General features: G+C 43.1%; 25 protein-coding genes and 1 tRNA gene. 2 read left to right on the forward strand and 24 right to left on the reverse strand.

Features of this window, described 5'->3' with window-relative positions; translation table 11 throughout:
* Positions 1-142: 142 nt before the first annotated feature.
* The 10 genes from DMB88_RS29920 to rpsF form a co-directional block, all read right to left on the reverse strand.
* A complete protein-coding gene (locus DMB88_RS29920; protein WP_128104220.1) occupies positions 143-1,036 on the reverse strand; it encodes a D-alanyl-D-alanine carboxypeptidase family protein in 894 nt (297 codons plus the stop codon).
* A gap of 297 nt (positions 1,037-1,333) precedes the next feature.
* Positions 1,334-3,160, reverse strand: coding sequence for an oligopeptide ABC transporter substrate-binding protein (locus DMB88_RS29925; protein WP_128104221.1), 1,827 nt, complete (start codon positions 3,158-3,160; stop codon positions 1,334-1,336).
* 19 nt (positions 3,161-3,179) lie between these two features.
* Entirely contained in the window at positions 3,180-4,085 is a 906-nt protein-coding gene (locus DMB88_RS29930) for an ABC transporter permease (RefSeq protein WP_128104222.1), read from the reverse strand.
* A gap of 27 nt (positions 4,086-4,112) precedes the next feature.
* The gene (gene opp4B / locus DMB88_RS29935; RefSeq protein WP_056697529.1) at positions 4,113-5,075 is read right to left on the reverse strand and encodes an oligopeptide ABC transporter permease; all 963 of its coding nucleotides are present in this window, start codon (positions 5,073-5,075) and stop codon (positions 4,113-4,115) included.
* A 5-nt stretch (positions 5,076-5,080) separates the two neighbouring features.
* Positions 5,081-6,013, reverse strand: coding sequence for an ABC transporter ATP-binding protein (locus tag DMB88_RS29940; protein WP_128104223.1), 933 nt, complete (start codon positions 6,011-6,013; stop codon positions 5,081-5,083).
* A gap of 14 nt (positions 6,014-6,027) precedes the next feature.
* Complete coding sequence (locus DMB88_RS29945) at positions 6,028-7,023, reverse strand: ABC transporter ATP-binding protein (RefSeq protein ID WP_128104224.1); 996 nt, start codon at positions 7,021-7,023, stop codon at positions 6,028-6,030.
* Between the two features lie 738 nt (positions 7,024-7,761).
* A complete protein-coding gene (locus tag DMB88_RS29950; RefSeq protein WP_128104225.1) occupies positions 7,762-8,352 on the reverse strand; it encodes a M15 family metallopeptidase in 591 nt (196 codons plus the stop codon).
* Between the two features lie 199 nt (positions 8,353-8,551).
* The gene (gene rpsR, locus DMB88_RS29955; protein ID WP_128104226.1) at positions 8,552-8,821 is read right to left on the reverse strand and encodes a 30S ribosomal protein S18; all 270 of its coding nucleotides are present in this window, start codon (positions 8,819-8,821) and stop codon (positions 8,552-8,554) included.
* A 56-nt stretch (positions 8,822-8,877) separates the two neighbouring features.
* Positions 8,878-9,360: a single-stranded DNA-binding protein gene (gene ssb, locus DMB88_RS29960; RefSeq protein WP_128104227.1), complete on the reverse strand. Its 483-nt coding sequence runs from the start codon at positions 9,358-9,360 to the stop codon at positions 8,878-8,880.
* Positions 9,361-9,410: 50 nt separating this feature from the next.
* Positions 9,411-9,704, reverse strand: a complete 294-nt coding sequence (rpsF, locus tag DMB88_RS29965; protein ID WP_024629534.1) for a 30S ribosomal protein S6 — start codon at positions 9,702-9,704, stop codon at positions 9,411-9,413.
* A 204-nt stretch (positions 9,705-9,908) separates the two neighbouring features.
* Here rpsF and DMB88_RS29970 point away from each other — a divergent pair, with 204 nt between their 5' ends.
* Complete coding sequence (locus DMB88_RS29970; protein WP_128104228.1) at positions 9,909-10,103, forward strand: YjzC family protein; 195 nt, start codon at positions 9,909-9,911, stop codon at positions 10,101-10,103.
* A 438-nt stretch (positions 10,104-10,541) separates the two neighbouring features.
* On the opposite strand, the gene DMB88_RS29975 is transcribed toward DMB88_RS29970, so the two are convergent.
* The 4 genes from DMB88_RS29975 to DMB88_RS29990 form a co-directional block, all read right to left on the reverse strand.
* Positions 10,542-10,632 (reverse strand) — tRNA-Ser (locus tag DMB88_RS29975).
* 145 nt (positions 10,633-10,777) lie between these two features.
* Entirely contained in the window at positions 10,778-10,987 is a 210-nt protein-coding gene (locus DMB88_RS29980) for a DUF951 domain-containing protein (protein WP_056697538.1), read from the reverse strand.
* The gene (locus DMB88_RS29985) at positions 10,977-11,909 is read right to left on the reverse strand and encodes a mechanosensitive ion channel family protein (RefSeq protein WP_128104229.1); all 933 of its coding nucleotides are present in this window, start codon (positions 11,907-11,909) and stop codon (positions 10,977-10,979) included. Before DMB88_RS29985 ends, DMB88_RS29980 begins: the two co-directional genes overlap by 11 nt.
* 14 nt (positions 11,910-11,923) lie before the next feature.
* On the reverse strand, positions 11,924-12,187 hold the full coding sequence (locus DMB88_RS29990) for a putative Se/S carrier protein (RefSeq protein ID WP_128104230.1): 264 nt from the start codon (positions 12,185-12,187) through the stop codon (positions 11,924-11,926).
* 151 nt (positions 12,188-12,338) lie between these two features.
* Here DMB88_RS29990 and yyaC point away from each other — a divergent pair, with 151 nt between their 5' ends.
* Complete coding sequence (gene yyaC / locus DMB88_RS29995) at positions 12,339-12,944, forward strand: spore protease YyaC (protein WP_128104231.1); 606 nt, start codon at positions 12,339-12,341, stop codon at positions 12,942-12,944.
* Here the strand turns inward: yyaC and DMB88_RS30000 are convergent.
* The 10 genes from DMB88_RS30000 to DMB88_RS30045 all read right to left on the reverse strand — a co-directional run bounded on the left by DMB88_RS30000 (position 12,919) and on the right by DMB88_RS30045 (position 24,231).
* Entirely contained in the window at positions 12,919-13,419 is a 501-nt protein-coding gene (locus DMB88_RS30000; RefSeq protein WP_128104232.1) for a DUF4446 family protein, read from the reverse strand. The two genes, yyaC and DMB88_RS30000, sit on opposite strands and share 26 nt — an antisense overlap.
* Positions 13,420-13,669: 250 nt before the next feature.
* Positions 13,670-14,824 carry an aminotransferase class V-fold PLP-dependent enzyme gene (locus tag DMB88_RS30005; protein WP_128104233.1) on the reverse strand — a complete coding sequence of 385 codons (1,155 nt, stop codon included), beginning with the start codon at positions 14,822-14,824 and terminating at the stop codon, positions 13,670-13,672.
* Between the two features lie 148 nt (positions 14,825-14,972).
* Complete coding sequence (locus tag DMB88_RS30010) at positions 14,973-15,821, reverse strand: ParB/RepB/Spo0J family partition protein (protein WP_128104234.1); 849 nt, start codon at positions 15,819-15,821, stop codon at positions 14,973-14,975.
* Positions 15,814-16,575 carry a ParA family protein gene (locus DMB88_RS30015; protein WP_056697605.1) on the reverse strand — a complete coding sequence of 254 codons (762 nt, stop codon included), beginning with the start codon at positions 16,573-16,575 and terminating at the stop codon, positions 15,814-15,816. Before DMB88_RS30015 ends, DMB88_RS30010 begins: the two co-directional genes overlap by 8 nt.
* Positions 16,576-16,742: 167 nt before the next feature.
* Entirely contained in the window at positions 16,743-17,561 is an 819-nt protein-coding gene (noc, locus tag DMB88_RS30020) for a nucleoid occlusion protein (RefSeq protein WP_128104235.1), read from the reverse strand.
* Positions 17,562-18,272: 711 nt separating this feature from the next.
* Positions 18,273-18,995 carry a 16S rRNA (guanine(527)-N(7))-methyltransferase RsmG gene (rsmG, locus tag DMB88_RS30025; protein WP_128104236.1) on the reverse strand — a complete coding sequence of 241 codons (723 nt, stop codon included), beginning with the start codon at positions 18,993-18,995 and terminating at the stop codon, positions 18,273-18,275.
* Positions 18,995-20,884, reverse strand: a complete 1,890-nt coding sequence (gene mnmG / locus DMB88_RS30030; protein ID WP_128104237.1) for a tRNA uridine-5-carboxymethylaminomethyl(34) synthesis enzyme MnmG — start codon at positions 20,882-20,884, stop codon at positions 18,995-18,997. The genes rsmG and mnmG overlap by 1 nt, the downstream gene beginning before the upstream one ends.
* A gap of 221 nt (positions 20,885-21,105) precedes the next feature.
* Positions 21,106-22,482, reverse strand: a complete 1,377-nt coding sequence (gene mnmE / locus DMB88_RS30035) for a tRNA uridine-5-carboxymethylaminomethyl(34) synthesis GTPase MnmE (protein WP_128104238.1) — start codon at positions 22,480-22,482, stop codon at positions 21,106-21,108.
* Positions 22,483-22,654: 172 nt separating this feature from the next.
* Complete coding sequence (jag, locus tag DMB88_RS30040) at positions 22,655-23,356, reverse strand: RNA-binding cell elongation regulator Jag/EloR (RefSeq protein WP_128104239.1); 702 nt, start codon at positions 23,354-23,356, stop codon at positions 22,655-22,657.
* Positions 23,353-24,231 (reverse strand): YidC/Oxa1 family membrane protein insertase, encoded by an 879-nt coding sequence (locus tag DMB88_RS30045; protein ID WP_128104240.1) that lies wholly within the window; start codon positions 24,229-24,231, stop codon positions 23,353-23,355. Before DMB88_RS30045 ends, jag begins: the two co-directional genes overlap by 4 nt.
* Between the last annotated feature and the right edge of the window lie 45 nt (positions 24,232-24,276).

The following is a 24,276-nucleotide window of genomic DNA, read 5'->3' on the forward strand; positions in this document are numbered from 1 at the left end:
TTATAAGTGAAATTCATAATATTATGGAATATTCCGTAAATCCATATTATCATGATCAAGCTTATATTGGAAAGAACGCCCATCTGACATCGCCGGTTGGTAGATAGACATCCGAGTTCCCGTTGCATGGTTATATGGTATGTTACTGTGATCCAGCAAACCCGTAGTTGAACAACTTCTTCGTTTCCACAAAGCGTCCTTCCCGGCTTTCGGAACCAAATACAACCGAAATCAATCGTTTACCATTGCGCTCCGTTGTTCCAACAAAGTGGTACCCTGAATCCTCGTCATATCCTGTCTTCAATCCATCATTGCCATCATAAGCATATGGGCCACCTAGGGAGGACAACATCCAATTCGTATTGCTCATATACATGCCTCGCTGATGGATGGACACCTGCATCTGACTGGAGGTCTCTAAAATCTGTGGGTAGTTGGTAATAAGATATTTAGCTAATTTACATGCATCTATAGCTGTCATCACGGTCTGCCCTTGAATCGCTTCAGGACGGTTGGGACCCAGCAGCTTCTCGCTCAATCCAGTTGAATTCGTAAATACGGTCGTGTCTGATAATCCAATGGCCGCAGCTCTCTTATTCATCGCAGACACAAAGTTTTGTTCTGATCCGCTGATATACTCAGCGAGTGCAACGGCCGCATCATTTGCAGAGTACACGGCTACAATCTGAAACAACTCACGCACCGTGAATTGCTCACCTTGCTTCAAAGCTAGATGACTTCCGCCAACCGAGCTTGCATACAAACTAATCGTAACAGAATCTTCCCAATGGATATCTCCGTTTGTGATCGCATCGAGAACAAGCAACTCGGTCATTAACTTACTGACCCCTGCCGGAGCTGTTCCTTCTGAACCATTAAAGTCCAGCAAAATCTGCTCTGTTCGCATATCCATCAGCACAGCAGACTCCGCTTTGATTCCCGGTTTGCCTACTAACATGTCTGGTTTAACACCCAAATATATAATAATGAGCAGAGCTAACAGCATTCCTGCACGTTTCCACCACTTTTTCATCATGAATTCACCTCTTACCTATATAGACGAAGTGAAGAGGCATTTTGTCTGCACTTTTTTGAAAAAAAGTTAAATTTTTTTTATTTTTTTGTCATCAAATAAAAACATGGATTCCTACACCCATGCCAGAGTGTAGAAATCCATGTTTAGATGGTTCATTTTATAACATCCTAGAAGAATGATTCATAGATTTAATCACCGAAAGTTACGAAGGACCCCAATCCTTAATCGATGTTAAATCATTGTAAAAGTAACCTTTACTTCTAATCGTGGCACTTTAGATCATGCACGACTTTAGATTTACTCAGCTACGACAGCTTTGTCTGCATTAACAGCCAATTCGTGCAAGTATACGCCAGTACCGTCACCAATTGCGTAGTTCATTACACGTTTGTTAACAGGTACTACAACTGCACGATACAGTGTTGGGAATACAGGAACTTCATCAACCATGTACTGCTGCCATTCGTTGTAAATCTCTTTACGCTTGTCTACATCGAATGCTTCAGCGGATACACCTGCTGCCAGCAATCTGTCGTTTTCTTCGCTAGAGAATCTAGGGAAGTTATACAGTGCGTCGCGGCCATACAATCCAGAAGGATCTACGTCGATACCAACGCCCCATGCTGCTTGATATACATCAATGTTAGGATCATCTTTACCTGTGTTACCTACGCGGTCATAGAAGCTGTTGAACTCAACCATTTCAAGGTTTACTTTCAGACCGATTGCTGCCCAAGATTGAACATAGTAACGTGCCAGTGGTTCAGCTGTGTCGCCACCTGTCATAGATACGAAGTTAATTTCGAGTGGGGAACCGTCCGGATTGGTACGGAATTCACCATCTAATTTGTATCCAGCTTCGTCTAGCAATTTTTTCGCAGCTTCAGGGTCATAAGCAACACCTGGGTTGTTAGAATCGTGGAACTCAGGGTGAGATGGTGGAATCAGAGTTGTTGCATTCCAACGCAAACCGTTATAGAAACGTTTACCAACCTGATCATTATCTACAGCCATCCACATTGCTTTACGCAAGTTTTTGTCGCCCATTTTAGCATCTGTATTACTTACAACTTTACCATTGTCAGCATCCCATGTACCCAGTTTGAAACCGATGTACGTGTAAGCACGGTCGATCGTACCAAGGAATTCTACGTTAGACATGTCCGCATTGTCTTTATATTGATCTGTCGGGAACGCATCTACGAGGTCTACGCCGCCAGATTTCAATTCTTGAACAACCGTTGTTGGGTTAATAACTTTCAAAGTTACTTTATCCAACTTCGGAGCTCCACGCCAGTAATCTTCGTTCTTCACATAAGTTACTGACTCACCTGGAGTAATGGTTTCAACTTTAAATGGACCGAAACCAATTGGCGTTTCACGTACTTCTTTGGAAGAAGACATTTTCGCTACTTCCATATCACCGAAGATATGTTTAGCGAGTGGGTAAGTCCACACACCACCTGTCAACAGGGAAGGTGTGGATTCTTTATACGTAATGCTGATTTGTTTCTCACTCAGCACTTTAATACCAGAGATTGTATCTGCAGTACCTGCATGGAACTCGTCCATACCTACTACACTTGTGAAGTTGGAATCGTAACGAGGACCATCATAGTCTTTGCTACCAATAGTTTCATAAGCAAACTGCAGATCTTCAGCTGTTACAGGCTTGCCATCATGCCAGTTTACGTTATCACGAATCGTCAATGTGAACGTCTTGCCATCTTCGGATGTTTCGTATGTTGCTGCACCATCATTAGTGTATACATAGTCTTTGTCCCAATCTAGCAAACCTTCATCAAACCATCCCAGAACTTTGGAGTCCGGGTTACCAGAATAGAAGTTAAAGTTTAATGTACCTTCAAAAGCCGTATCGGAAACGAGACCATAGGTGATTGATCCGCCTTCAATCGCTGTGCCTTCATTTGTTTTAACATTGTTGAAATCTTCAATGGAGTAAACGCCCTCTTCATTAGCAGGCTTTTCTTCCGTCTTCTCTTCCCCTTGATTAGCCGTAGGCGCTGGAGTTGCTTCTTTCTCTGAGCTACATGCTGCAAGCACCAGTACGAAGACCAACATCACTGTGAAAAATATACCCCGTGAAAAAAATCCTTTTTTCATGAACCTTTCCTCCCTTTTTTTAACCTCTTCTTTGTCTTGCATCAGTCGCACGCTTCAGAGCTTGTCCGACATTATTTATACTCAACATCAATACTAAGATTAGTAGTGACGCAGGTAGCCATATCCACCATCTAAATTCCAACGTTTGCGGATTACGAGCATAGCTTACGAGTGTTCCAAGACTAGGCGTACTTTCTGGGAAACCAAACCCCAGGAAAGACAACCCGGATTCGAGGCCAATGTTGGCAGCGAGGTTCAACGTCATCGTTACGATAATTATCGAACTTAGATTGGGAAGAACCTGTGAGAAGATAATCTTCACATGGGATGATCCCAATGTTTTTGACGCTTTTACATATTCTAGTTCACGCTCCTGCAATGCCTTAGACCGGATCAGCCTAGCAATCCCCATCCATAGGAAGGCAGTCATAATTAGCGAGAACGAAATAATATTATATTTGGGTACTGCTGTAACAAACGCGATAACGATCATCATAAACGGAAGAACCATGAAGAAATCAACAATACGCATGAATATATTATCAACTAATCCTCCGAAGTAACCGGATAGGATACCGACCACGATTCCCAATAACCCTGTCATTAGCGTAACCAGGATTGCAATCGTTAGTGAGTTACGTGTACCGATGATTAGTTGTCCGAATACATCACGACCTCCGTAGTCAGTCCCGAGCCAATATTGCGCAGAAGGCGGCTCATACAAGGCGAACAAATCTACTTTTACGATTTCATCTTGATCCAAGAGCAGTGCTGTTCCATATACCAGTAATAAGACGACCCCCAAAAATATGAGCGAGATTAATGCAATCTTATCTCGGACAATTTCCCTCCACAATATGTTCAGGCTGGAGGGGCTTTTATCAATCTTCTGTGAAGTTATAACGACATCATTGGCCTTGCTCATCTTATTCACCCCGAAATCTTCAAGTTCTTACTTAATCCGAATACGCGGATCTACCAATCCCAGAATAATGTCAGACAACAATGATCCTAGAATTGTAGCTATACCAAATAGTAGGACAAGCGCTGTTACAACACTGAAATCTCGAAGAGAGATTGAGGTCAGGAACAACTGCCCCATGCCCGGATAACTGAATATACTCTCAATGAAAATCGTTCCTCCGATAAGCCCCGTAATCTCATAACCGAAGAATGCGGCGATCGGCAGTAGAGAGTTTCTCAAAATATGTCTGTTGTACACTCGTGATTCCGAGGCACCCTTGGCTCTAGCAGTAAGAACAAATTCTTTATGCTTGATATCAATAATTTCACTACGCAAGTACTGAACAGTTGATACTGTAGTAATCAATGCCATAGATAATGCCGGTAATAACAAATGATAGAACTTGCTTGCAATGTACTCGAATGTTCCTGGTGTAAGTCCAGGTGCTACGCTACCTCCCGTCGGGAATAAGCCAAAGTGGAAACCAAAAATCCACAACATAACGAGTGCAAAAATAAATAATGGTGCTGCAAAACCTAGATAGGTATAACCCGTAATTAATCGGTCAGACCATGTATCATTATAACGACCACTGATAATACCTAGTGGAATCGCAATTAAATACGTGAATACAAGTGTTGCAAACGCAAGCCAGAACGTATTCGCTATACGTTGACCAATGAGATCCATAACTGGCATTTTAAATCGGAAGGATTGTCCAAAATCACCTTGTGCGGCATTTCTGATCCAGTCCCAATACTGCACATACCATGGATTATTAAGGCCAAGTCGTTCCCGCTGTTCATCCAGTGCTTTCGGATCAATGCTTGGATCAAGCAAACCGGTTAGTGCATCCCCTGGCATCGCCTTGGCCATCAAGAAGACCAAAAGACTAAGCAAAAAGATCTGAGGGATCATAATCATGATTCTTCGTACTATTATTTTCCACATGGTCTTCAACCTTTCTGAGGTAGAGCTACTCGGTGAGTATTAGAAATGGATTGGAGCGAGTATGCAAGCCCTTCCTCATCAAAGAAGTTTCGATATGAATTCTCGTACTCTGACTTGACCATTTTACGAAAGGCAACCATTTCCTCCCGTTTGCTTGGATCCATATCCGGAATAGCTGCAATAAGACGTTTGGTATAGATATGCTGTGGGTTCTCAAAAATATCATCTGTTGTTCCCTGCTCCACATATCGACCTTTATACATAATCCCAATCTGATTACACATATGCCTTATGATCCCGAGATCATGGCTAATGAACAGATAGGTCAAATTCAATTCCTTTTGAATATCCTGCATGAAGTTTAGCACCTGGGCTTGTACCGATACGTCCAGTGCGGATACAGGCTCATCAGCAATGATCAGTTTCGGCTTCAAGGCGATTGCTCGCGCAATTCCGATCCGCTGACGTTGACCACCGGAGAATTCATGTGGATATTTGTAGATGGATTCAGGACTAAGCCCGACCTTCTCTAGTAATTCTCTTACTTGTTTTTTCTCTTCCGTAGCCGTCAGTCGCTCGTAGTTACGGAGTGGCTCGGCAATGATATCAATAACCCGCTTCTTCGGATTAAGGGAAGAGTACGGATCCTGGAAAATCATTTGCACATCGCGCTGAAGCTGCCGATCTTTACGACGTTCTGTGGCTAGATTTTTGCCATTAAACATGACCTTGCCCTCTGTTACGTGATTCAGACCGATAATGGCTCTTCCTGTCGTCGTTTTACCAGAACCAGATTCCCCGACAAGTCCATAGGTTTGTCCTTGTTCGATGGAGAAGCTAACATCATCAACTGCTTTGATACTTCCAATCTCGCGCTTGAGCAAGCCACCACGAATCGGAAAATGTATTTTGAGTCCTTCTACTTCTAGTAGTGCCATTATGTTGTTCCTCCTCAGCTTTGATCAGGGAAATGAAAGTGCTGGTAACAGGTGCATCTTACATAGTGACCTGGCGCAATTTCATGCATCTGTGGGTTCTCTTCATGAGCCGAATCATCAATCCATGGAATTCGGGCCTTGAAGCGGCACCCTTGGCGAGGAAGATTTTTAAGTGAAGGAACGATGCCTTGAATGACATGCAGCTTCGACTTCTCGTCTGTATCTGTAATCGTAGGAATAGAATTTAATAGTGAACGTGTATAAGGATGTTGAGCATTGCTCATCAAGGTATAGATATCTGCAATTTCAACAATCTCACCTGCATACATGACTGCAACCCGGTCGGCCATTTCAGCTACTACACCGAGGTCATGCGTGATTAGGATGATGCCTGCATTGATCTCATTCTTCAGATCGCGAATAAGTTCTAGGATTTGTAGTTGAATGGTAACATCCAGTGCGGTAGTTGGCTCATCGGCAATTAACAGTTCAGGTTTATTGGCAATCGCAATGGCTATAACAACTCTCTGTCTCATACCGCCTGATAGTTCGTGAGGGTACTGCTTATAAATATGTTCAGGTCGTGGAATTCCGACTTGGTTAAGCAGATCGATAACTTTCACTTTCTTATCTTTGGAAGAAAGCTTAGGTTGATGCAGCGTCAGAATCTCTTCGATCTGTTCGCCGATAATCATTAGAGGATTTAGTGCTGATAACGGGTCCTGGAAAATCATACCCATCTCATTACCACGAAGTTTGTTTAATTTGTTAGGAGATATATTAGCTATATCCTGTCCTTTATACAAAATTTGACCTTCAATTTTTGCTTTGTTGTGCAAGCCCATCAGTGAGAAGGCAAATGCACTTTTTCCCGATCCCGATTCTCCTACGATAGCTAACACTTCATTTTTCTTAACGGTAAGGTTAACGTGGTCAACTGCTGCGTAATAGTCATCTTCAATTCTGAAAGATGTAGTTAGATTTCTGACTTCCAATAGGTCTGTATTCAAATCAATCACCCTAACCCCAAAATTTCCGCAGAATGTATTCTTCACAAGATGAATGCATCCACTGTATATTTCCATGTTTTTGAAGACAACGAACAAATTTTTATACAAAATGCGAATTCAGCAAATGAATTAAACTTTTGTATTTTAATTTAGACCATTGGTCAATTAATGTTGAGCATTCCTACCGGGATTATATAGCAAAATAATTAATGTAATCATACGTGTAAATTTAGGTGACGTCAATGCTTATTTTGAGATTTTTGGAATAAATGTTTTTTATACCACAGTTTTGGGTATTAGCTATGCTAAAAAGGTAAATATTAAGGAGTTTCGAGCATTAAAGGAGGGGGACATCTGGAAGTTTTACATTAAGTAGAGTTGTCAAAATTATAAACATAACATTAACGTTACATATAATGTATATATAAGTGTAGCATATAGCCGATATAATCTCTTATAATAAACATATATGTTAACTTTGTGATATGTGTGGTTAGTTCTAGTCGTTTAGAAGTAAACGCATACTTACAAACAAATATATACAAATATGATACTGGCTACCCTTTTATTGAATCAACGGTTTATTGCTAGTTATTATAGTATAAATTTTTTTATTTACTGCTGTAAAGGACTAATTGTCATCTTTTATCATTTTTTTTACAAAACAATGAAAAAAGCCCTGCAAAATGCAGGACTTTACTAATAAACATACGTATAAGTGAATATTAATAATATTAATTATTGCATAACCGGTGGTCGTTTGCCCCGCTTTAATTCGTTAATGCTTAAGCCAAAATCCATTTGCAAATGAGGGTAGTCGGGAAAGTTAGCCCAATCCCCTCCCCAAGTAAATCCCAGGTCTTTTGCAAGCGCAACAACCTCCATCCAATCAGGCTCACCATTACCGTTATCGTCTCGTTCCATATCCCATACAATCTCTCCTTGAGGTGTACGAAGAGCGAAATCAATGGCTAATCCATAATTGTGATAAGATTCTCCGCCTCTGGCGTTGGTGACAATGTTCCCAGTACCTGTACGTCCTTGATCAAACAGTGCATCCTGTTCCTCTATACTTCGATAACCATGAGTAATGACAACCTCTATGCCACGCCTGGCTGCTTTTCGTACCAACAGCTCCTCACTCTCAGCGACAAGGGGATGTAGGCCTGTAATTGGAATAACTTCTTGCGAGCTCCCCGGCCATATTTCATATACATCATCTTTTTGCTGAAGCCATATATATACAACGACAAGGAGCAAAGTAGCGATAAGCCAAAATCGTAAACTACTTTTCCGTTTTTGCTGTTTTTTGCGTTTCGATTTGTTCATTATAATCTCCTGATGTAGTGAACTTTAATATGACCACCTTCATTTAGCCTATACCTTATATCATAACATCGGACTTTCCTAATGCACAATTTAGCCGAATAATATCCAAACGCAAGTGCATTTTGAAATAAGTAATTAATGAATATGCAAAAAAGCAGCCGGCTATAAGCCGACTGCTTGGTATCCATGCTGAGTAAGACTACTCAGTAGTGTATGGCAATAATGCGATTTGACGGGAGCGTTTGATTGCAATCGTCAAAGCACGTTGATATTTAGCGCTAGTACCTGTTACACGGCGTGGCAAAATTTTTCCACGTTCGCTGATAAATTTACGAAGCAAGTCCGTATCTTTATAATCGATGTGAGTAATTTTGTTTGCTGTGAAGAAGCATACTTTACGACGTTTGTTACGACCGCCACGACGTGCTGGTCTTTTATCGTCTCCGCCTTCTCTTTGCTTGAAGCCCATGCTTTTCAGTCCTTTCCTATCGTGTAACTAATATCTCCTTAGAGAATCGGTTCACGTTAAAATGGCAAATCATCATCCGATATATCAATCGGTTTTCCGTCATCGGAAAAAGGATCCTGATTGTTGCTACGCGAATTATTATTGTTCGCGCGCCCGCCGCCTCCGTAAGAAGGCTCTTCACGCATTGGTTGCCCACCGCCGCCACCGTTGTTATCACGGTTAGCTGACTCCAAGAAACGGACGTTATCGGCAATGACTTCGGTCACGTATACACGTTTTCCTTCGTTATTCTCGTAGTTCCGTACTTGAATGCGTCCTTCGACTGCAGCTAGGCGTCCTTTGCGCAAATAGTTTGCACAAGTCTCAGCAAGCTGTCTCCAGGTTACGACCGGAATGAAATCCGCTTCCCGCTCTCCCCCTTGGCTTGTAAACGGTCTGTCCACTGCCAAAGTAAATTGCGTAACTGCTACTCCTGCTGGAGTATAACGCAACTCAGGATCCCGGGTTAACCGGCCGATCAGAATGACACGGTTCAACAATGTAATCCCCTCCTTCAGAGCGTATTGGTGCGTTAATCACGAGTTTTGTCTTAAGCAGACTTAACGTCGTTCGTAATGAGATAACGAATTACTTCGTCAGAAATCTTCATGAGACGCTCAAGTTCAGTAACAACTGCTGGTTCAGCAGTGAAGTGTACCAAAACATAAACACCATCACGGAATTTCTTGATCTCATACGCAAGACGGCGTTTACCCATAACGTCGTGAGCTGTAACTTCACCACCGCCGTTGGAGATGATGCCTTGGAATTTATCGACTGTAGCTTGAACAACTTCTTGCTCAACGTCAGGACGAATAATGTACATCACTTCATATTTGCGCATAATTTTCACCTCCTTATGGACTCTGGCCCTCAATCCAGGTTGAGAGCAAGGAACGAGCACAAACTCGAACTATATTAATATAACAAATACAGAACCATAATGCAAGCAAACGTTCCCTTTATATATGACACATGATCACCCGTACTATGGAGCACACTACAGAAGCTACAACGAAATACATTAGCCAAGGAGGTTTTTCATATCATGGGCGAAAGAACTGAGTTTGAACCAGGAGACAAAGCTCCAAATGATGGCGAGTACACCGAAGTCGGTGAGAATAGCTTTCACACGGAGATCAACAATCCAAAGCGAGTAACGCTGCATAAGGGTGAATCCTTCCCAGAGACAAGCAATCATAATCGTAAGTGGAAGAAGCTGACTAAGGCTCGTGTCCACTAAGTAAAACTTTTTTTCAGCTCAACGTATATAAAACGAAATAAAGCACATAATACAATCAGGCGGTGCACGAGAGAGGTGTGGTTCCGTTGGACAACGAAGCCGTTTCGGAAATGCATCACGTAATATAAGAAGCAAGTGGTTGTGTGTAAGACCCTGTGTCCTAAGCACGAGTATTGCTTCAGCAGTACGCCAAAGTTTCTAATCTTTACGCCAGATTGTTTCCTACTAACCGAATGCACCGCCGGATAGAGAGCCCTTAGGGGCTCTTTATTTTTGCGTCCATAGCTAATCGTGATTACTTCACTTCATTCCTTTGCTTTTGCTACCCTATAAAAAGAATGAGCAAACAAAAAAAGCCTTCCTTATTAGGAAGACTTCCTTCTTATATAACTCAACGCTTCGTTGAGTAATCGAATGTTTTAACATGTACAAGTGAAGTGGCGGAAAGGGTGGGATTCGAACCCACGCACGCTGTGACACGCCTAGCTGATTTCGAGTCAGCCCCCTTGGGCCTCTTGGGTACCTTTCCGCAGCAATATTGATTATAGCATGATCATTTACAGAACGCAATACCTAGCCCAGCCTGCATGTAAACGCTATTTTAGGTATGATTTATTCAAATTCATATTCTTCATTCTGCTAGTGATTTGCTCATGATTTAGCTTCAAATGTACTTATGATTCAGCTAGATCTTCTGCTGACCGTAGCACTTTTTTCATGTTTTTCTCAAACTTCGCTCTTGGAATAAGCACGCTATGTTTACACCCTACACATTTGATACGGATATCCATCCCCATACGAATGATCTCCATCTCATTGCTTCCGCATGGATGCTGCTTCTTCATCTGCACGATGTCCCCGAGCTGAAAAATTTTACGCTCCACCTGTGCCATCCCCCTCATCCTGTTCTTTGCCTGCTGCCTGCTCTAACGCTGCTTGATTGCTCATCTCTTGATACTCCAGTGATTTCTTCACATCACTTTGAATCTGACGTTCTACAGAAGATCTGGAGTTTGGCATACACTCTGCAACGATGCGAACAACGTACTCTGAGGTAGACATCGATTGTATTCCAAGTACATCTGGAACTTTTACAATGTTGAGATCACGAGTTTCAATACCAACTAACGCTCGCTTTACCAAATGAACCGACTCATCCAAACTCAAATCAGCCTTCATTGGAATGTCTACAACAGCAAGTGAATTGGACATCGAGAAATTCGTTACACTGGCAATGGTACCATTAGGTATGATGTGCACCTCACCTTGCCAACTGACCAACTTGGTTGTTCGGAGTCCGATAACCTCAACCGTTCCTTTATACGTGCCAGTCTGAATGACATCCCCTACAGCAAATTGATCCTCTAATATAATGAAGAAACCCGTAATTACATCTTTCACTAATCCTTGTGCACCAAAACCGATTGCAAGCCCGAGCACACCAGCACTGGCAAGTAACGGTCCTACTTTTACATTAATCTCTGATAATACCAGCAACACCATGATGAAGTTACACGTTATTGAGGTGGCGTTCTTCAGCAATTCACCTACCGTAACAAATCTGCGAGGATTAACGCGAAGGCGGCCTTCCTGCTTCTGCTTCATACTACGATCGATAATACGCGACACAATTTTAATCACAATTCGAGTAACAATAAAGATAAGTAAGATCCTCAGGGAACTGAATAAAATATTAAACCACATATCTGCATCAGCAACTTTGTTCCATAATTGATCTGTCCAACTGAGAGCCGCTTCTATTGGACTCGTAGGCTCAGGAACAGTCATATATTTAAACGACCACATTCATCCATCCCCCTCTACATCGGTATGTTATCATAGCTGTCTTCCGTTTTGAAATAGAGGCCTCGAATCTCCACGAACTCATTCCGAATGATCTGTTGCACCCTCAGCACATCTTCCTTGGGAAACTGAATACAGAGTGCACAGCCTGCCGTAATCTCTTTCGGTGTTGGAAATAAGTCGATCTCAATCTCAGCAAATTCTAACAACATCTCCGCTCGTAGTGCCTGCTGAGTAGAATCAAAAGCAATCAACATCCAATCATCTAACCATTCGTCCATGCCCGGCTCCCTTCGATCTTACTTAGCTCCAATTTACCCTCATTGGGTCACATCATAACCTTCTCATGAAAAAGCTTGTCCTGACCAAGTATAAAACGCTCTATCCTTCCATATACTGTTACTACCATTTCAAGGGGAAAGGATAGATCCTATGAAACCCATCTCGCATTCATTTTCATCCCAAGAGTTGACCAGCTTGAAAATTCCTCATACCGATCCTGGCGTACATTCTGCTATTATTCATCGCTTAATGTTTCATCTCTACAAAGCTCACTCGTTACAAAATGTTGTAATCGTATGCATCGGTACTGATCGATCTACTGGGGACTGCTTAGGTCCACTGGTAGGTTCAGCTCTTGCTAAATGGGACAGCCCTCTCTTCCACCTTTATGGCACACTAGATGAACCCGTACATGCTATGAATCTGCAAGAAACACTTCACAAAATCCAAGCCACACACCATAATCCATATGTCATCGGAATTGATGCCTGTCTCGGACAATCCTCCAGTGTTGGTTGCATTCAAGTAGTCAATGGGCCATTGAAGCCTGGAGCTGGTGTAAATAAAGAATTACCGCCGGTCGGCGATATCCATCTGACAGGTATCGTTAACGTCGGCGGCTTCATGGAATACTTTGTTCTGCAGAATACAAGGCTCAGCTTGGTTATGCGCATGTCTGAGATTATATCCAGCAGTCTTTACTCGGCCATTCGAGAATGGCATGCTCGCTCTACTCTGCTTGCTGTGCCAGAGTAATCGCTTCTTTCTCTTCAGGGGAAAGTGTATACGTGGACTCTCCCCCTTTAAGAGGTTTAGCATAGACATACGAACCATCACGATTATAAAGACCTGTGAGGATCATACCGTCTTGATTATCGTTAATCATTGCCATGGAAAAGCTGAGATCGCTACCTCTTTCACCATAAGCATTGTAACGCTTAACCCCTACTTTACCCTGCATATGGGTCAATTTCTGCATGACTGCTTGTAGCTGATTCGTTTGCAGCTTGTGTTCATCTTCAATGCTATCCATCTGAATCTTCAGATTAATTAACAACGTCTCCAGATCTTCTACTCCTGTGCCAGACATCATCGCTTCATATTTCCGTTTAAACTTACGCAACTTTGCACCCTGTGCAATGCTAGTCACCAGCAAGATTACCAATAGTAATGCCATTCCGCCAATAATCCATAGCAATTGTTCCAGAATCAGCTCATTTAGTTCAGCCATGTAGTGTAACTACCCCTCTGTTTGTTTGTTCAGATTAAGGTCTGTATCCTGTAGCATCATGCCTATATTACGAAATCACCTGATCGATCAGCCCTGAAATACAAAACTCCTCCTAGGATTCCCTAAGCCCCTTCGTATAACCAAGCGATACGTACCCGAGTATATCCACTCTCTTTATAATGGATTGAGATCATAACATGCCTAACAATGATGTATCCCTGAATCAATTTGAAATTGATTCCCATGCGACTTATTTAAGTCTTGTTATTTCGTGCACAGCCTCAATTAAAGTGTTCACATCACTTTTGACTGTACTGTACCCTACACTTGCCCTAACCGCTCCACTTCGTGTAGTGCCTGCGGACTCATGTGCAAGAGGTGTACAGTGAAAACCGGAACGAACTGCAATGTTGTAGTGTCGATCCAGTTTAAAAGCAAGTTGAGCTGAATCATGCCCTTCTACCGTAAAGGATAACAATCCAGTACGGGGTTGTCCAACTTCTGGGCCGAGCATTCGAATTCCTGGTACAGAGGCTAAACCTTCCATCATAACCTGTGTCAGTTCCCATTCATGCTGGTAGATTCGTTCAGGCGTTAGTTCCATCACATGCTTCACACCAGCAGCAAGACCCGCCATGCCTACTGTATTGGGTGTACCGGCTTCATAACGATCGGGACGGACAGAAGGTTGCTCTATAGCTTCCGATTGACTTCCTGTCCCGCCATGAAGTAGAGGTTGCACATCTAATTCTGGAGCTATATAGAGTCCGCCGGTTCCTTGTGGGCCTAACAAGCCCTTATGGCCAGGAAAGGCAAGCATATCAATGCCGAGTTGCTTCACATCAACAGGTATCACTCCAGCGCTTTGAGCAGCATCTACAAGTAAAGGAATCTGTCGTTTACGACACATCTGGGAGATTTCACTGACCGGTAAAATACTACCTAACAGATTAGAGCTATGTGTACAGACAACCAACCGGGTATTCGGTCGGAACATCTTCTCAAGCTGCGATAGATCAACGGCGCCCATAGCATCAACCTGTACATAATCTACGGTTACATTTCGTGATCTACGCATGTACTCCAACGGACGTCGCACAGAGTTATGCTCAGCCATGGTTGCAATAACATGGTCGCCTTCGCTTAACCATCCCTGGATGGCAAGGTTCAAAGCCTCTGTCGTATTCGAACCAAGTGAAATATCGTTTGCATTGCTCACACCAAACAGCGTAGATAATGCTTTTCTGGTGCTAAAGAGCACACGACTTGCTTGAACAGCCATCCGATGGCTCCCTCTACCGGGATTAGCCCCTGCTACATCCAAAGCCTGCATCATCGCTTCACTAACAGTAGGCGGCTTAGGCCATGATGTTGCAGCATGATCTAGATAGATAACTTTCTCCACCTCATAACCACCTCTGTTCATTCATTAAACGTAATGCCTTCATTTCACCCCAACAAAATAAATATGACATATCGTTGCTCCATCGTACAGAGGCGATATGTCATCCCATGAGAAGCCCCGCATGTTGTCATTGATCGTGAAACATCGTCTATTGCAGCAGTTCCAGTAGCCGCTCCAGATCTTGTTTACTGTAGTAGTTGAGCTCAATTTTACCTTTTTCCTTGTTGCTATGCTTAATCTTCACAGTTGTTTTGAATCGCTCACGAAGCGACTCCTCTACTGTATCAATGAACGGATCTTTCTTCTTCAGTTTAGATTTCGCCTTGCCCTCACTTGCTTTAGCGCGATCCAACTGTTGAACTGCTTCTTCCAACTCTCGCACACTCCATTGTTGATCAATGGTTTGTTTGGCGAGTTGTTTCATCATATCCAGATCCTTCACACCTACGATGGCACGAGCATGACCCATAGATAATGTTCCACGTGAAACATGATCCTTCACTTCATCCGGTAAAGATAACAATCTCAAGAAATTAGCGATATGGGAACGAGACTTGCCCACCTTCACGGAAAGCTCTTCCTGAGTCAATGCGAACTGATCCATCAACCCCTGATAGGCAACTGCAACTTCCATGGCATTTAGGTTCTCCCGCTGCAGATTCTCGATCAGCGCAATTTCCATAACTTGCTGATCGCTGAAATTGCGAACTACTGCTGGTACAGTGGCATTTCCACAATATTGAGAAGCTCTGAAACGCCGTTCTCCGGCGATAATCTCATAACCTCTCAACACGGTACGTACAATGATCGGTTGTATTACCCCATGCTGGCGAATGGACTCTGCCAACTCATGAATTGCATCCTCATCGAATACTTTACGAGGTTGATAAGGGTTTGCCCGCAATTGACTAATCGGGATTTCAACGACTTTGTCATCATCATTAATTGAAAGCGATGGAATGAGGGCATCCAGTCCTTTTCCGAGCCGCTTACTCATATGATATCACTTCCTTTGCGAGCTCTAGATATACTTCAGCTCCCCGGGAACGGGGATCGTACGTAATAATCGACTGTCCATGAGACGGTGCTTCACTAAGCCGAACATTACGCGGGATAATCGTTGAATACACTTTTTGCTGAAAATACTTTTTCACTTCTTCAATCACTTGAATCCCCAGATTGGTACGCGCATCAAACATCGTAAGCAACACGCCTTCAATCTGCAGAGAGGTGTTCAGATGTTTCTGAACCAAACGAACGGTGTTAAGCAATTGGCTCAAACCTTCAAGTGCATAATACTCACACTGAATCGGAATGATCACCGAATCGGAAGCGGTCAACGAGTTAATCGTCAACATGCCAAGGGATGGTGGGCAATCGATCAGTATGTAATCATAATTGTTTTTCACCATGGCGAGTGATTTTTTCAGGCGAACTTCGCGTGATATCGTAGATACCAATTCAATCTCGGCTCCAGCGAGCTGAATGGTTGCAGGAATGATATGAAGTCCTTCGATTTGAGTTTCTACAATAGCCTGCTGAGGATGAACTTCATTAATGATGACATCATATATGCAATTAGCCACATCTGCTTTATTGATTCCGACTCCGCTGGTTGTGTTCCCCTGAGGGTCTATATCGACAAGTAGTACTCTCTTCCCGAGTGAAGCCAGTCCTGCACCCAGGTTAACAGATGTCGTCGTTTTCCCCACACCGCCCTTTTGATTTGCTACGGCCATAATCTTAGACAATTACTTCACCTCAAATAAAATAGGAGTCTTTTCTTGTAGGTTATAAGCTACATTTAACACCAAGCAGGTGGCTATCGTCCACACAACAACAACTACCATTTCCTCTATCAATGTCATTCTCCGTGCTATAGACAGAAAAAGCGGCCTATTGCCGCCTGAAGCTTCAATTATTTGCGTTTCGGGATATGGATAACGATTTCATAATGATCCTCATGGTCTTCTTCTTTCGTTTTGATATCCAGACCGGAACCAGAAACCATATCAATCGATTGACGAATTGTATTCAATGCAAGTCTAACGTCCTTGGTGAATGAAATGCGTTTCGATTTTTTGATCTTAGAAGCTTCCTTATAGAAAGCAACACGTGCTTCCGTTTGCTTTACATTGAGTTCTTTTTCGATAATTTCAGCAAGCAGCTTCATCTGTAATTCTTCTGTATCTAGTGAAAGTAACGCTCTTGCATGTCGTTCAGAAATTTTCCGTTCCATTAGAGCTGCTTTGATACCCTCAGGAAGCTGTAACAGACGAATCTTGTTGGCAATCGTCGACTGACTCTTACCCAAACGCTGTGCAAGACTCTCTTGTGTCAACTGATGCAAATCAATTAGTTTCTGATAGGCCACCGCTTCTTCGATCGATGTTAGACCTTCACGCTGCAAGTTCTCAATCAATGCAATGGATGCAGCCTGTGAGTCGTTGAATTCACGTACAATGGCTGGAATATGATCCAGACCAAGCTTACGAACTGCACGCCAGCGACGTTCACCGGCAATAATCTCATATGTTCCGTTTCGTACGCGGACGACAATAGGTTGAATAACCCCATGTGTCTTGATCGTCTGCAACAACTCGTCAATTTTTTCATCATCAAAGATCGTACGGGGTTGATACGGGCTGCTCACAATTTCATTGACCGGAATTTGTTTTATTTCGTCTCCGTTATTGCGATCCGCCAAACCAAACAACTTCGAAAATTGTTCTTTCATTCCGTATATTACCACCTAGTTTCGTAATAGCTCCTGCTGTAATGCAGGTGCTTCTTATTCAATATGCGACCCCATATATACTGTCGTTTTTCGAATAAGTTTTGCCTGTACTAACACTTCCTAACGCAATGACTTACTGTATGAAATGTCTACTCATCTATATCAATCTATGATCTCTGAACCACAGGATCGGATACTTCTATTCTATCATCTTTTCTATCATAATCCTATGTTTACCTATTCTTTAAACGCTCTTAATTTTCCTGCTTTTTATTCGCTTGAAATTGAACGATATGCAGGAGGTCATCACTTTCAAAGGAGAATTTTATTCGTTAAAATGGTTTGTCGTTTCTCTTATATATATATTAGAAACGAAGAATGTTTCACGTGAAACATCGCCCTACTAAAGTTGCTATCTGCATGACCACATTTCACACCTAATAAATATCTTCTTATATTGACGAAGAATTCCATCTCCATTTTCATATATCAATCCATTCCACCATTCCACGAACAAACTTAGGGCTTAAAACTAACCTACTTGCAGATGAGTAACATGTTATCTCACACTATAATCTTCAATCAGAACTTATTTTGGAGCCACATTCCATTCGTGAAATGTACCTTACATCCAACAAAAAAATGCACCCTGCTAATGCGCTGCATTAACAAGATGCAATATTTTTGAATCTTAATCGTAGCTACCTATAATTACACCAAAGGTGTTTTCAATGGCGTACCTGGTTTACGTGGATACTTATGAGGCGTTTTATCAAACTTTTGAACAAGAATAATATGACGCTCAGATTCTTCCACCGGTAGTTGAAATGGATGAACTGCTTTTACTCGTCCCTTCAACTGGTTGAAGCTAAATTCCGCTTCCTTCATTTCTTCGCGTGGGTCGCCACCCTTCATCGCAGCGAAGAATCCACCTTTGCGAACAAATGGCAGGCAAAATTCATTCAATACAGCTAACTTAGCAACTGCTCGTGCCGTAACGAGATCATAACTATCCCGATACCCTTCTTTGCGTCCAAGCTCTTCCGCTCTTCCATGGATCAGCTCAACATCTGTCAGACCCAGATGATCCACTACGTGCTGCAAGAAACCGATACGCTTATTCAATGAATCAATGATCGTTAACTTTAAGTGTGGAAAACAAATCTTAAGTGGCAATCCCGGGAAGCCAGCTCCCGATCCGATATCGGCCAGCTTATCAACTTTGGAAATATCCGTGTAAAAAGCAAGCGATACCGAATCATAGAAATGCTTCGTATATACCTGTTCCCGCTCTGTGATGCCCGTTAGGTTCATCTTTTCATTCCAGGCTACAAGATCCTGAAAGTATAATTCAAACTGTTCCAGCTGAAGTTCATTCAGCTCTAATCCATGTTCTTTTAAGCGCAACTGTAGCTGCTGTTGGATAGCGTCCATTATTGTCCCCTTGCTGCGGTTACACGGTTATAATGCTCCAAGTAGACCAGCAAAATGGAGATATCTGCTGGTGTAACCCCAGCAATACGGGAAGCTTGCCCAATCGAGATTGGACGAATCGTAGAGAGCTTTTGCTTCGCTTCCATCGCAAGTCCGTGAACTTCATTATATTCAATCGTATCCGGAATCTTCTTCTTCTCCATCTTTTGCAAACGTTCCACGTGGATCAATTGTTTCTCAATATAACCCGCATATTTGATTTGAATTTCGACTTGTTCCTTCATATCAGCAGTCAGTTCAACTTCAGATGGAGAGATCTGCTCGATCCAGTCATACCCCAGTTCAGGACGACGCATCAAGGTTAGCAATGTGCTTCCATCCTGAATTGGTGTTGAACCCGCTTCTTCAAGTTTCGCATTAACTTCCACAGGACGTACTTTTGCTACTTTCAGACGCTCAACTTCAGCATCTACTTTAGCTTTTTTATCGAGGAATTTTGCGTAACGTTCTTCGGTGATCAATCCGATATCATGACCAATTTCAGTCAAACGAAGATCTGCGTTATCATGACGAAGCAACAAGCGGTATTCGGCACGTGATGTCAGCAAACGATATGGCTCATTGGTCCCTTTTGTCACAAGATCATCGATTAGAACTCCAATGTACCCTTGGGAACGATCAAGTACAACCGGCTCTTTCCCCTGCACTTTACGTGCTGCATTAATACCCGCCATTACACCTTGACCTGCTGCTTCTTCGTACCCCGATGTACCATTAATCTGCCCAGCAGTGAACAGGCCTGGTAGACGTTTCGTTTCGAGCGAAGGCCAGAGCTGTGTAGGTACCATTGCATCGTATTCAATTGCATATCCATTACGCATCATTTCTACTTTTTCCATACCTGGGATGGAACGTAGAACAGCCAATTGAACGTCTTCTGGCAGACTTGTAGATAGACCCTGTACATAGTATTCCGATGTGTTTTTACCTTCTGGTTCAAGGAAAATCTGATGTTTCGGTTTATCGCTGAATCGCACAATTTTATCTTCAATGGATGGGCAATAACGAGGACCCGTACCTTCAATTACACCCGAGAACATTGGCGCACGGTGTAGATTATCATTAATAATCTGGTGCGTTTCAACAGATGTATAGGTCAGCCAACAAGGCAATTGCTCATTGTCAGAAGATTCTGTTTCATAAGAAAAGAATTTTGGCTCGTCATCGCCTGGTTGGATTTCAGTTTTGCTAAAATCAATTGTGTCCTTGTGCACACGAGGTGGTGTACCTGTTTTGAAACGAACCAGATCGAAACCAAGCTCACGCAAATGCTCGGACAATTTGAGTGAGGGCTGTTGATTGTTTGGTCCACTCTCATACATCAATTCACCCATAATCACTTTACCGCGCAGATAGGTTCCGGTAGTCAGGACGACTGCCTTAGCGCGATACTCTGTGCCGGTCTGTGTTACTACGCCTACACATTTATCATCTTCAACGATAAGACGATCCACCATACCTTGGCGCATGGTCAGATTACGTTCATTCTCCATCGTTTCTTTCATTTTGTGCTGGTAAGAGAACTTATCTGCTTGAGCGCGCAACGCATGTACTGCCGGCCCTTTACCTGTGTTTAGCATCCGCATCTGAATAAATGTTTTGTCGATGTTCCGCCCCATCTCACCACCGAGTGCATCAATCTCACGCACAACATGTCCTTTTGCCGGTCCACCAATGGATGGATTACAAGGCATGAAGGCTACCATATCCAGATTGATCGTAATCATCAGCGTTTTGGAACCCATACGTGCTGCCGCTAGTGCAGATTCTACACCTGCATGTCCTGCGCCAACGACGATAACATCATAACTACCGCCATCAAAAGCCATTTTTGTTTACCCCCTTATACCGTCGCACACTTATACTGATGTACGATCGGTTCTAACAACTAGGCGTCTGCCTGCCTAATCGTGAATTGAATTTGAAAATCCGTAATATCTATATCAAAACAATAGGTCATTGTTCATCTAAAACTAAAATACGTCACCTAAAATAGGGATTGAACTCATCTATCATACACCTTTTTGATACACGTGCAAGCCTGCAAATTTTACTTTCCTAGACAGAACTGGGAGAAGATTTGATCAATCAGTGCATCATGCGCTGTATCTCCTACAATTTCACCTAGATGCTCCCAAGCAAGTCGTACATCAATCTGAATCATATCAATAGGAATGAACTGCTCTGCTGCCTCATATGCGTCTACAAGAGACTGCTTGGCTTTCTTGAGCAATGCAATATGACGCACATTACTAACATACGTGAGATCCGCCGACTCCAGCTTACCACTGAAGAACAGTGTTGAGATTGCTTCCTCCAAACGATCTACACCGAGATCATCTTTTACCGACATCGGTACAATGCGGTCTTCTGGAATATAGCGGAGCAATACATCGCGATCTGCCTGTGGAGTTAAGTCCATTTTATTCATAATGATAATTGATTGTCTACCGCGGATTTGTTCGAGCAATTCAATCTCATCCACATGTAGAGGCTCAGCCGCATTAATGACCATCAATAGAAGGTCAGCATCATTGACTGCGGAGCGGGAACGCTCGACACCAATCTTCTCAACGACGTCCATCGTCTCTCGAATGCCGGCTGTATCGAGCAGCTTGAGCGGAATATTATTAATTGTAACGAACTCTTCAATAACATCTCGCGTTGTGCCTGGAATATCGGTTACAATTGCTCGATTGTCTTGAGCAAGTGCGTTGAGCAATGACGATTTCCCTACATTAGGTCGTCCAACAATGGCTGTTGTAATACCTTCACGCAGTATTTTGCCCTGCTCAGCGGTGACTAGCAATTTATCAATTTCAGTCATGACTAGACTGGATTTTTCCTTAATAAAGTCAGCCGTGAGTGATTCCACATCATGCTCCGGGTAATCAATGTTCACTTCGATATGTGCTAGCGTTTCGACCAGCGTATGTCTTAGATCACGAAGCTTACTGGATAGCTTGCCCTCCACTTGCTTCAGAGCAACAGAGAAAGCACGGTCTGATTTTGAACGGATGAGATCCATAACCCCTTCTGCCTGTGACAGATCGATTCGCCCATTAAGAAACGCCCGCTTCGTGAATTCACCCGGCTCCGCCAGACGAATATCAAGCTGTAACAACAGATCCATAACACGTTTTACAGATACCACACCACCATGGGCACTGATCTCCACCACATCTTCTGTCGTAAATGATCTTGGCGCTCGCATTACAGTAACGAGGACCTCTTCAACCTTTTCTCCCTTACTTGGTTCAATGATATGACCATAGTGTACCGTATGAGATTCAGCCTGTGTTAATGGCGTTTTACTGCGAAAAATTTTCTCTGTCTCTGCTACTGCATCCGGGCCGCTGATCCGGATCACGGCAATTCCCGCTTCTCCGACAGCCGTTGATATTGCTGTGATCGTATCACTGATCATGGTTATCTCTCCTTGCTCTATTTTCAAATTGCCGCCCAGGATGGACGCCATATCATTTCTAATAAAAGACTTACAATTACCTCAGGGATAGCCATAATTATAAAAGGCTTTTGTACGAAAAAAGCAATGGCTTCTGCACCGGGCAGGCAGCCATTGCGTCTTCAATTTCGTGTTATTTCGTCATAATGACCACACGCCGATTGGGCTCCTCGCCCTTACTATATGTCTTAATCTGCGGGTTATTTTGCAGTTTCGCATGAATCACTTTGCGCTCAAGTGGCGGCATTGGTTCCAGTACAACTTCCTTACCCGAACGAATGGCTTGTCCAGCTAATCGTTCAGCCAGATCCTCCAGCGTCTTCCGTCTACGTTGACGGAAGTTCTCCGCATCAAGCACAATGCGTACGAAACTCTCCGAATAACGATTGGCTACAATGTTTGTTAGATATTGAAGAGCATCCAGCGTTTGTCCACGTCTGCCAATGATCATGCCAAGATCTTCCCCAGCAATATTGAAGACATGTCCATCACGCTGTTTCTTGATATGCACCTCAACATCCAGCCCCATACCTGCTGCCACTTCTTTTAAGAAAGCAGCCGCTTCCTCATAGGGATTTTTAGCTGCGACATCTTCAGGTGCTTCATGCATCTGAGAGAGAGGCGCGGCTGGTTTGATCGGCTCTGATACAACTTCGGGTACAGGGAGAAGCTTAACTTCTACTTTCGCCGCCTTTACTCCGATCAAACCCAGGAATCCTTTTGACGGCTGCTCTAACACTTGTATCTCGACCTTGTCCCGGCTCACGCCAAGCTCAGCCAATCCTTGGTTTACAGCATCTTCAATGGTTTTTCCTGACGCAATGACTTTGGTCATTTCGATTTTTTGGCCCCTTTCGACCCTTTTCCAGAGACGGTCGCTTTGCCACCGTTTTTGCGTTTAGCTCCTTTTTTGGAAGAGCTGTTCTGCTTCACGTTGACCTCAGCCACGACTTTATCATTATTCCGGTAAAGGAAATAGTTTTGTACAATCGTGTAGATATTACTGTAGAACCAGTAGAGCGGCAAGGCGGACGGGAACTGATACGACATAACGAAGATCAGAATCGGGTACACCCATAGCATGAACTGCATTGGACCAATCTGCTGTGCTGGGTTCATACGCATCATCATCCATGTTTGAATGAATGTAGTGATGGCAGCGAGAACTGGCAAGATAAACAGGTGATCCGGTTCTCCGAGTTGAAGCCACAAGAAATCGTGAGTTCTTAGACTGGAGTTTCCGTAAATGGAGTTATAAAGTGCGATGTAAATCGGCATCTGAATGATAAGAGGCAGACACCCAGCCATCGGATTAACTTTGTTCTCCTGAAACAACTTCATCGTTTCTTGCTGAACTTTCTCAGGTGTATCTTTATACTTGGCTTGAATCTCCTTAAGTTGCGGCTGAATAGCCTGCATTGCTTTGGAGCTGCGAACTTGCTTCATCGTCAATGGTAAAATCAATGTCCGCACAATAAGCACCATGACTAGGACAGCTAGTCCATATTCGCCGCTGAACCATTCTGCGAACGTATCGAGCGCATAAGAGAACCAGTAAACTACATTACTTTGCCAGAAGGAATCACTAGTTCTTAAATCTTCCGTAGTAACCCCGGATCCTTGCGGAGTACATCCAGCTAATACAGCGACCATTGCAATAACTGCAATGAGGAGAATCCACTTACCCTTTGATGTCTTCAATCGCGACACTTCATAACCCCTCTCTTAACCATTCCATTCCACCGTAAATCATAC

Origin of the sequence: Paenibacillus sp. DCT19 (genome assembly GCF_003268635.1) — a bacterium.
Taxonomy (GTDB): Bacteria; Bacillota; Bacilli; order Paenibacillales; family Paenibacillaceae; genus Paenibacillus.

Bases quoted from the DNA above. Each gene is read 5' to 3' on its own strand.
- DMB88_RS29920 (WP_128104220.1), bottom strand. From the start codon at position 1,036: ATGATGAAAAAGTGGTGGAAACGTGCAGGAATGCTGTTAGCTCTGCTC.
- DMB88_RS29925 (WP_128104221.1), bottom strand. From the start codon at position 3,160: ATGAAAAAAGGATTTTTTTCACGGGGTATATTTTTCACAGTGATGTTG.
- DMB88_RS29930 (WP_128104222.1), bottom strand. From the start codon at position 4,085: ATGAGCAAGGCCAATGATGTCGTTATAACTTCACAGAAGATTGATAAA.
- opp4B (WP_056697529.1), bottom strand. From the start codon at position 5,075: ATGTGGAAAATAATAGTACGAAGAATCATGATTATGATCCCTCAGATC.
- DMB88_RS29940 (WP_128104223.1), bottom strand. From the start codon at position 6,013: ATGGCACTACTAGAAGTAGAAGGACTCAAAATACATTTTCCGATTCGT.
- DMB88_RS29950 (WP_128104225.1), bottom strand. From the start codon at position 8,352: ATGAACAAATCGAAACGCAAAAAACAGCAAAAACGGAAAAGTAGTTTA.
- rpsR (WP_128104226.1), bottom strand. From the start codon at position 8,821: ATGGGCTTCAAGCAAAGAGAAGGCGGAGACGATAAAAGACCAGCACGT.
- rpsF (WP_024629534.1), bottom strand. From the start codon at position 9,704: ATGCGCAAATATGAAGTGATGTACATTATTCGTCCTGACGTTGAGCAA.
- DMB88_RS29970 (WP_128104228.1), top strand. From the start codon at position 9,909: ATGGGCGAAAGAACTGAGTTTGAACCAGGAGACAAAGCTCCAAATGAT.
- DMB88_RS29985 (WP_128104229.1), bottom strand. From the start codon at position 11,909: ATGTGGTCGTTTAAATATATGACTGTTCCTGAGCCTACGAGTCCAATA.
- DMB88_RS29990 (WP_128104230.1), bottom strand. From the start codon at position 12,187: ATGGACGAATGGTTAGATGATTGGATGTTGATTGCTTTTGATTCTACT.
- yyaC (WP_128104231.1), top strand. From the start codon at position 12,339: ATGAAACCCATCTCGCATTCATTTTCATCCCAAGAGTTGACCAGCTTG.
- DMB88_RS30000 (WP_128104232.1), bottom strand. From the start codon at position 13,419: ATGGCTGAACTAAATGAGCTGATTCTGGAACAATTGCTATGGATTATT.
- DMB88_RS30010 (WP_128104234.1), bottom strand. From the start codon at position 15,821: ATGAGTAAGCGGCTCGGAAAAGGACTGGATGCCCTCATTCCATCGCTT.
- noc (WP_128104235.1), bottom strand. From the start codon at position 17,561: ATGAAAGAACAATTTTCGAAGTTGTTTGGTTTGGCGGATCGCAATAAC.
- rsmG (WP_128104236.1), bottom strand. From the start codon at position 18,995: ATGGACGCTATCCAACAGCAGCTACAGTTGCGCTTAAAAGAACATGGA.
- mnmG (WP_128104237.1), bottom strand. From the start codon at position 20,884: ATGGCTTTTGATGGCGGTAGTTATGATGTTATCGTCGTTGGCGCAGGA.
- mnmE (WP_128104238.1), bottom strand. From the start codon at position 22,482: ATGATCAGTGATACGATCACAGCAATATCAACGGCTGTCGGAGAAGCG.
- jag (WP_128104239.1), bottom strand. From the start codon at position 23,356: ATGACCAAAGTCATTGCGTCAGGAAAAACCATTGAAGATGCTGTAAAC.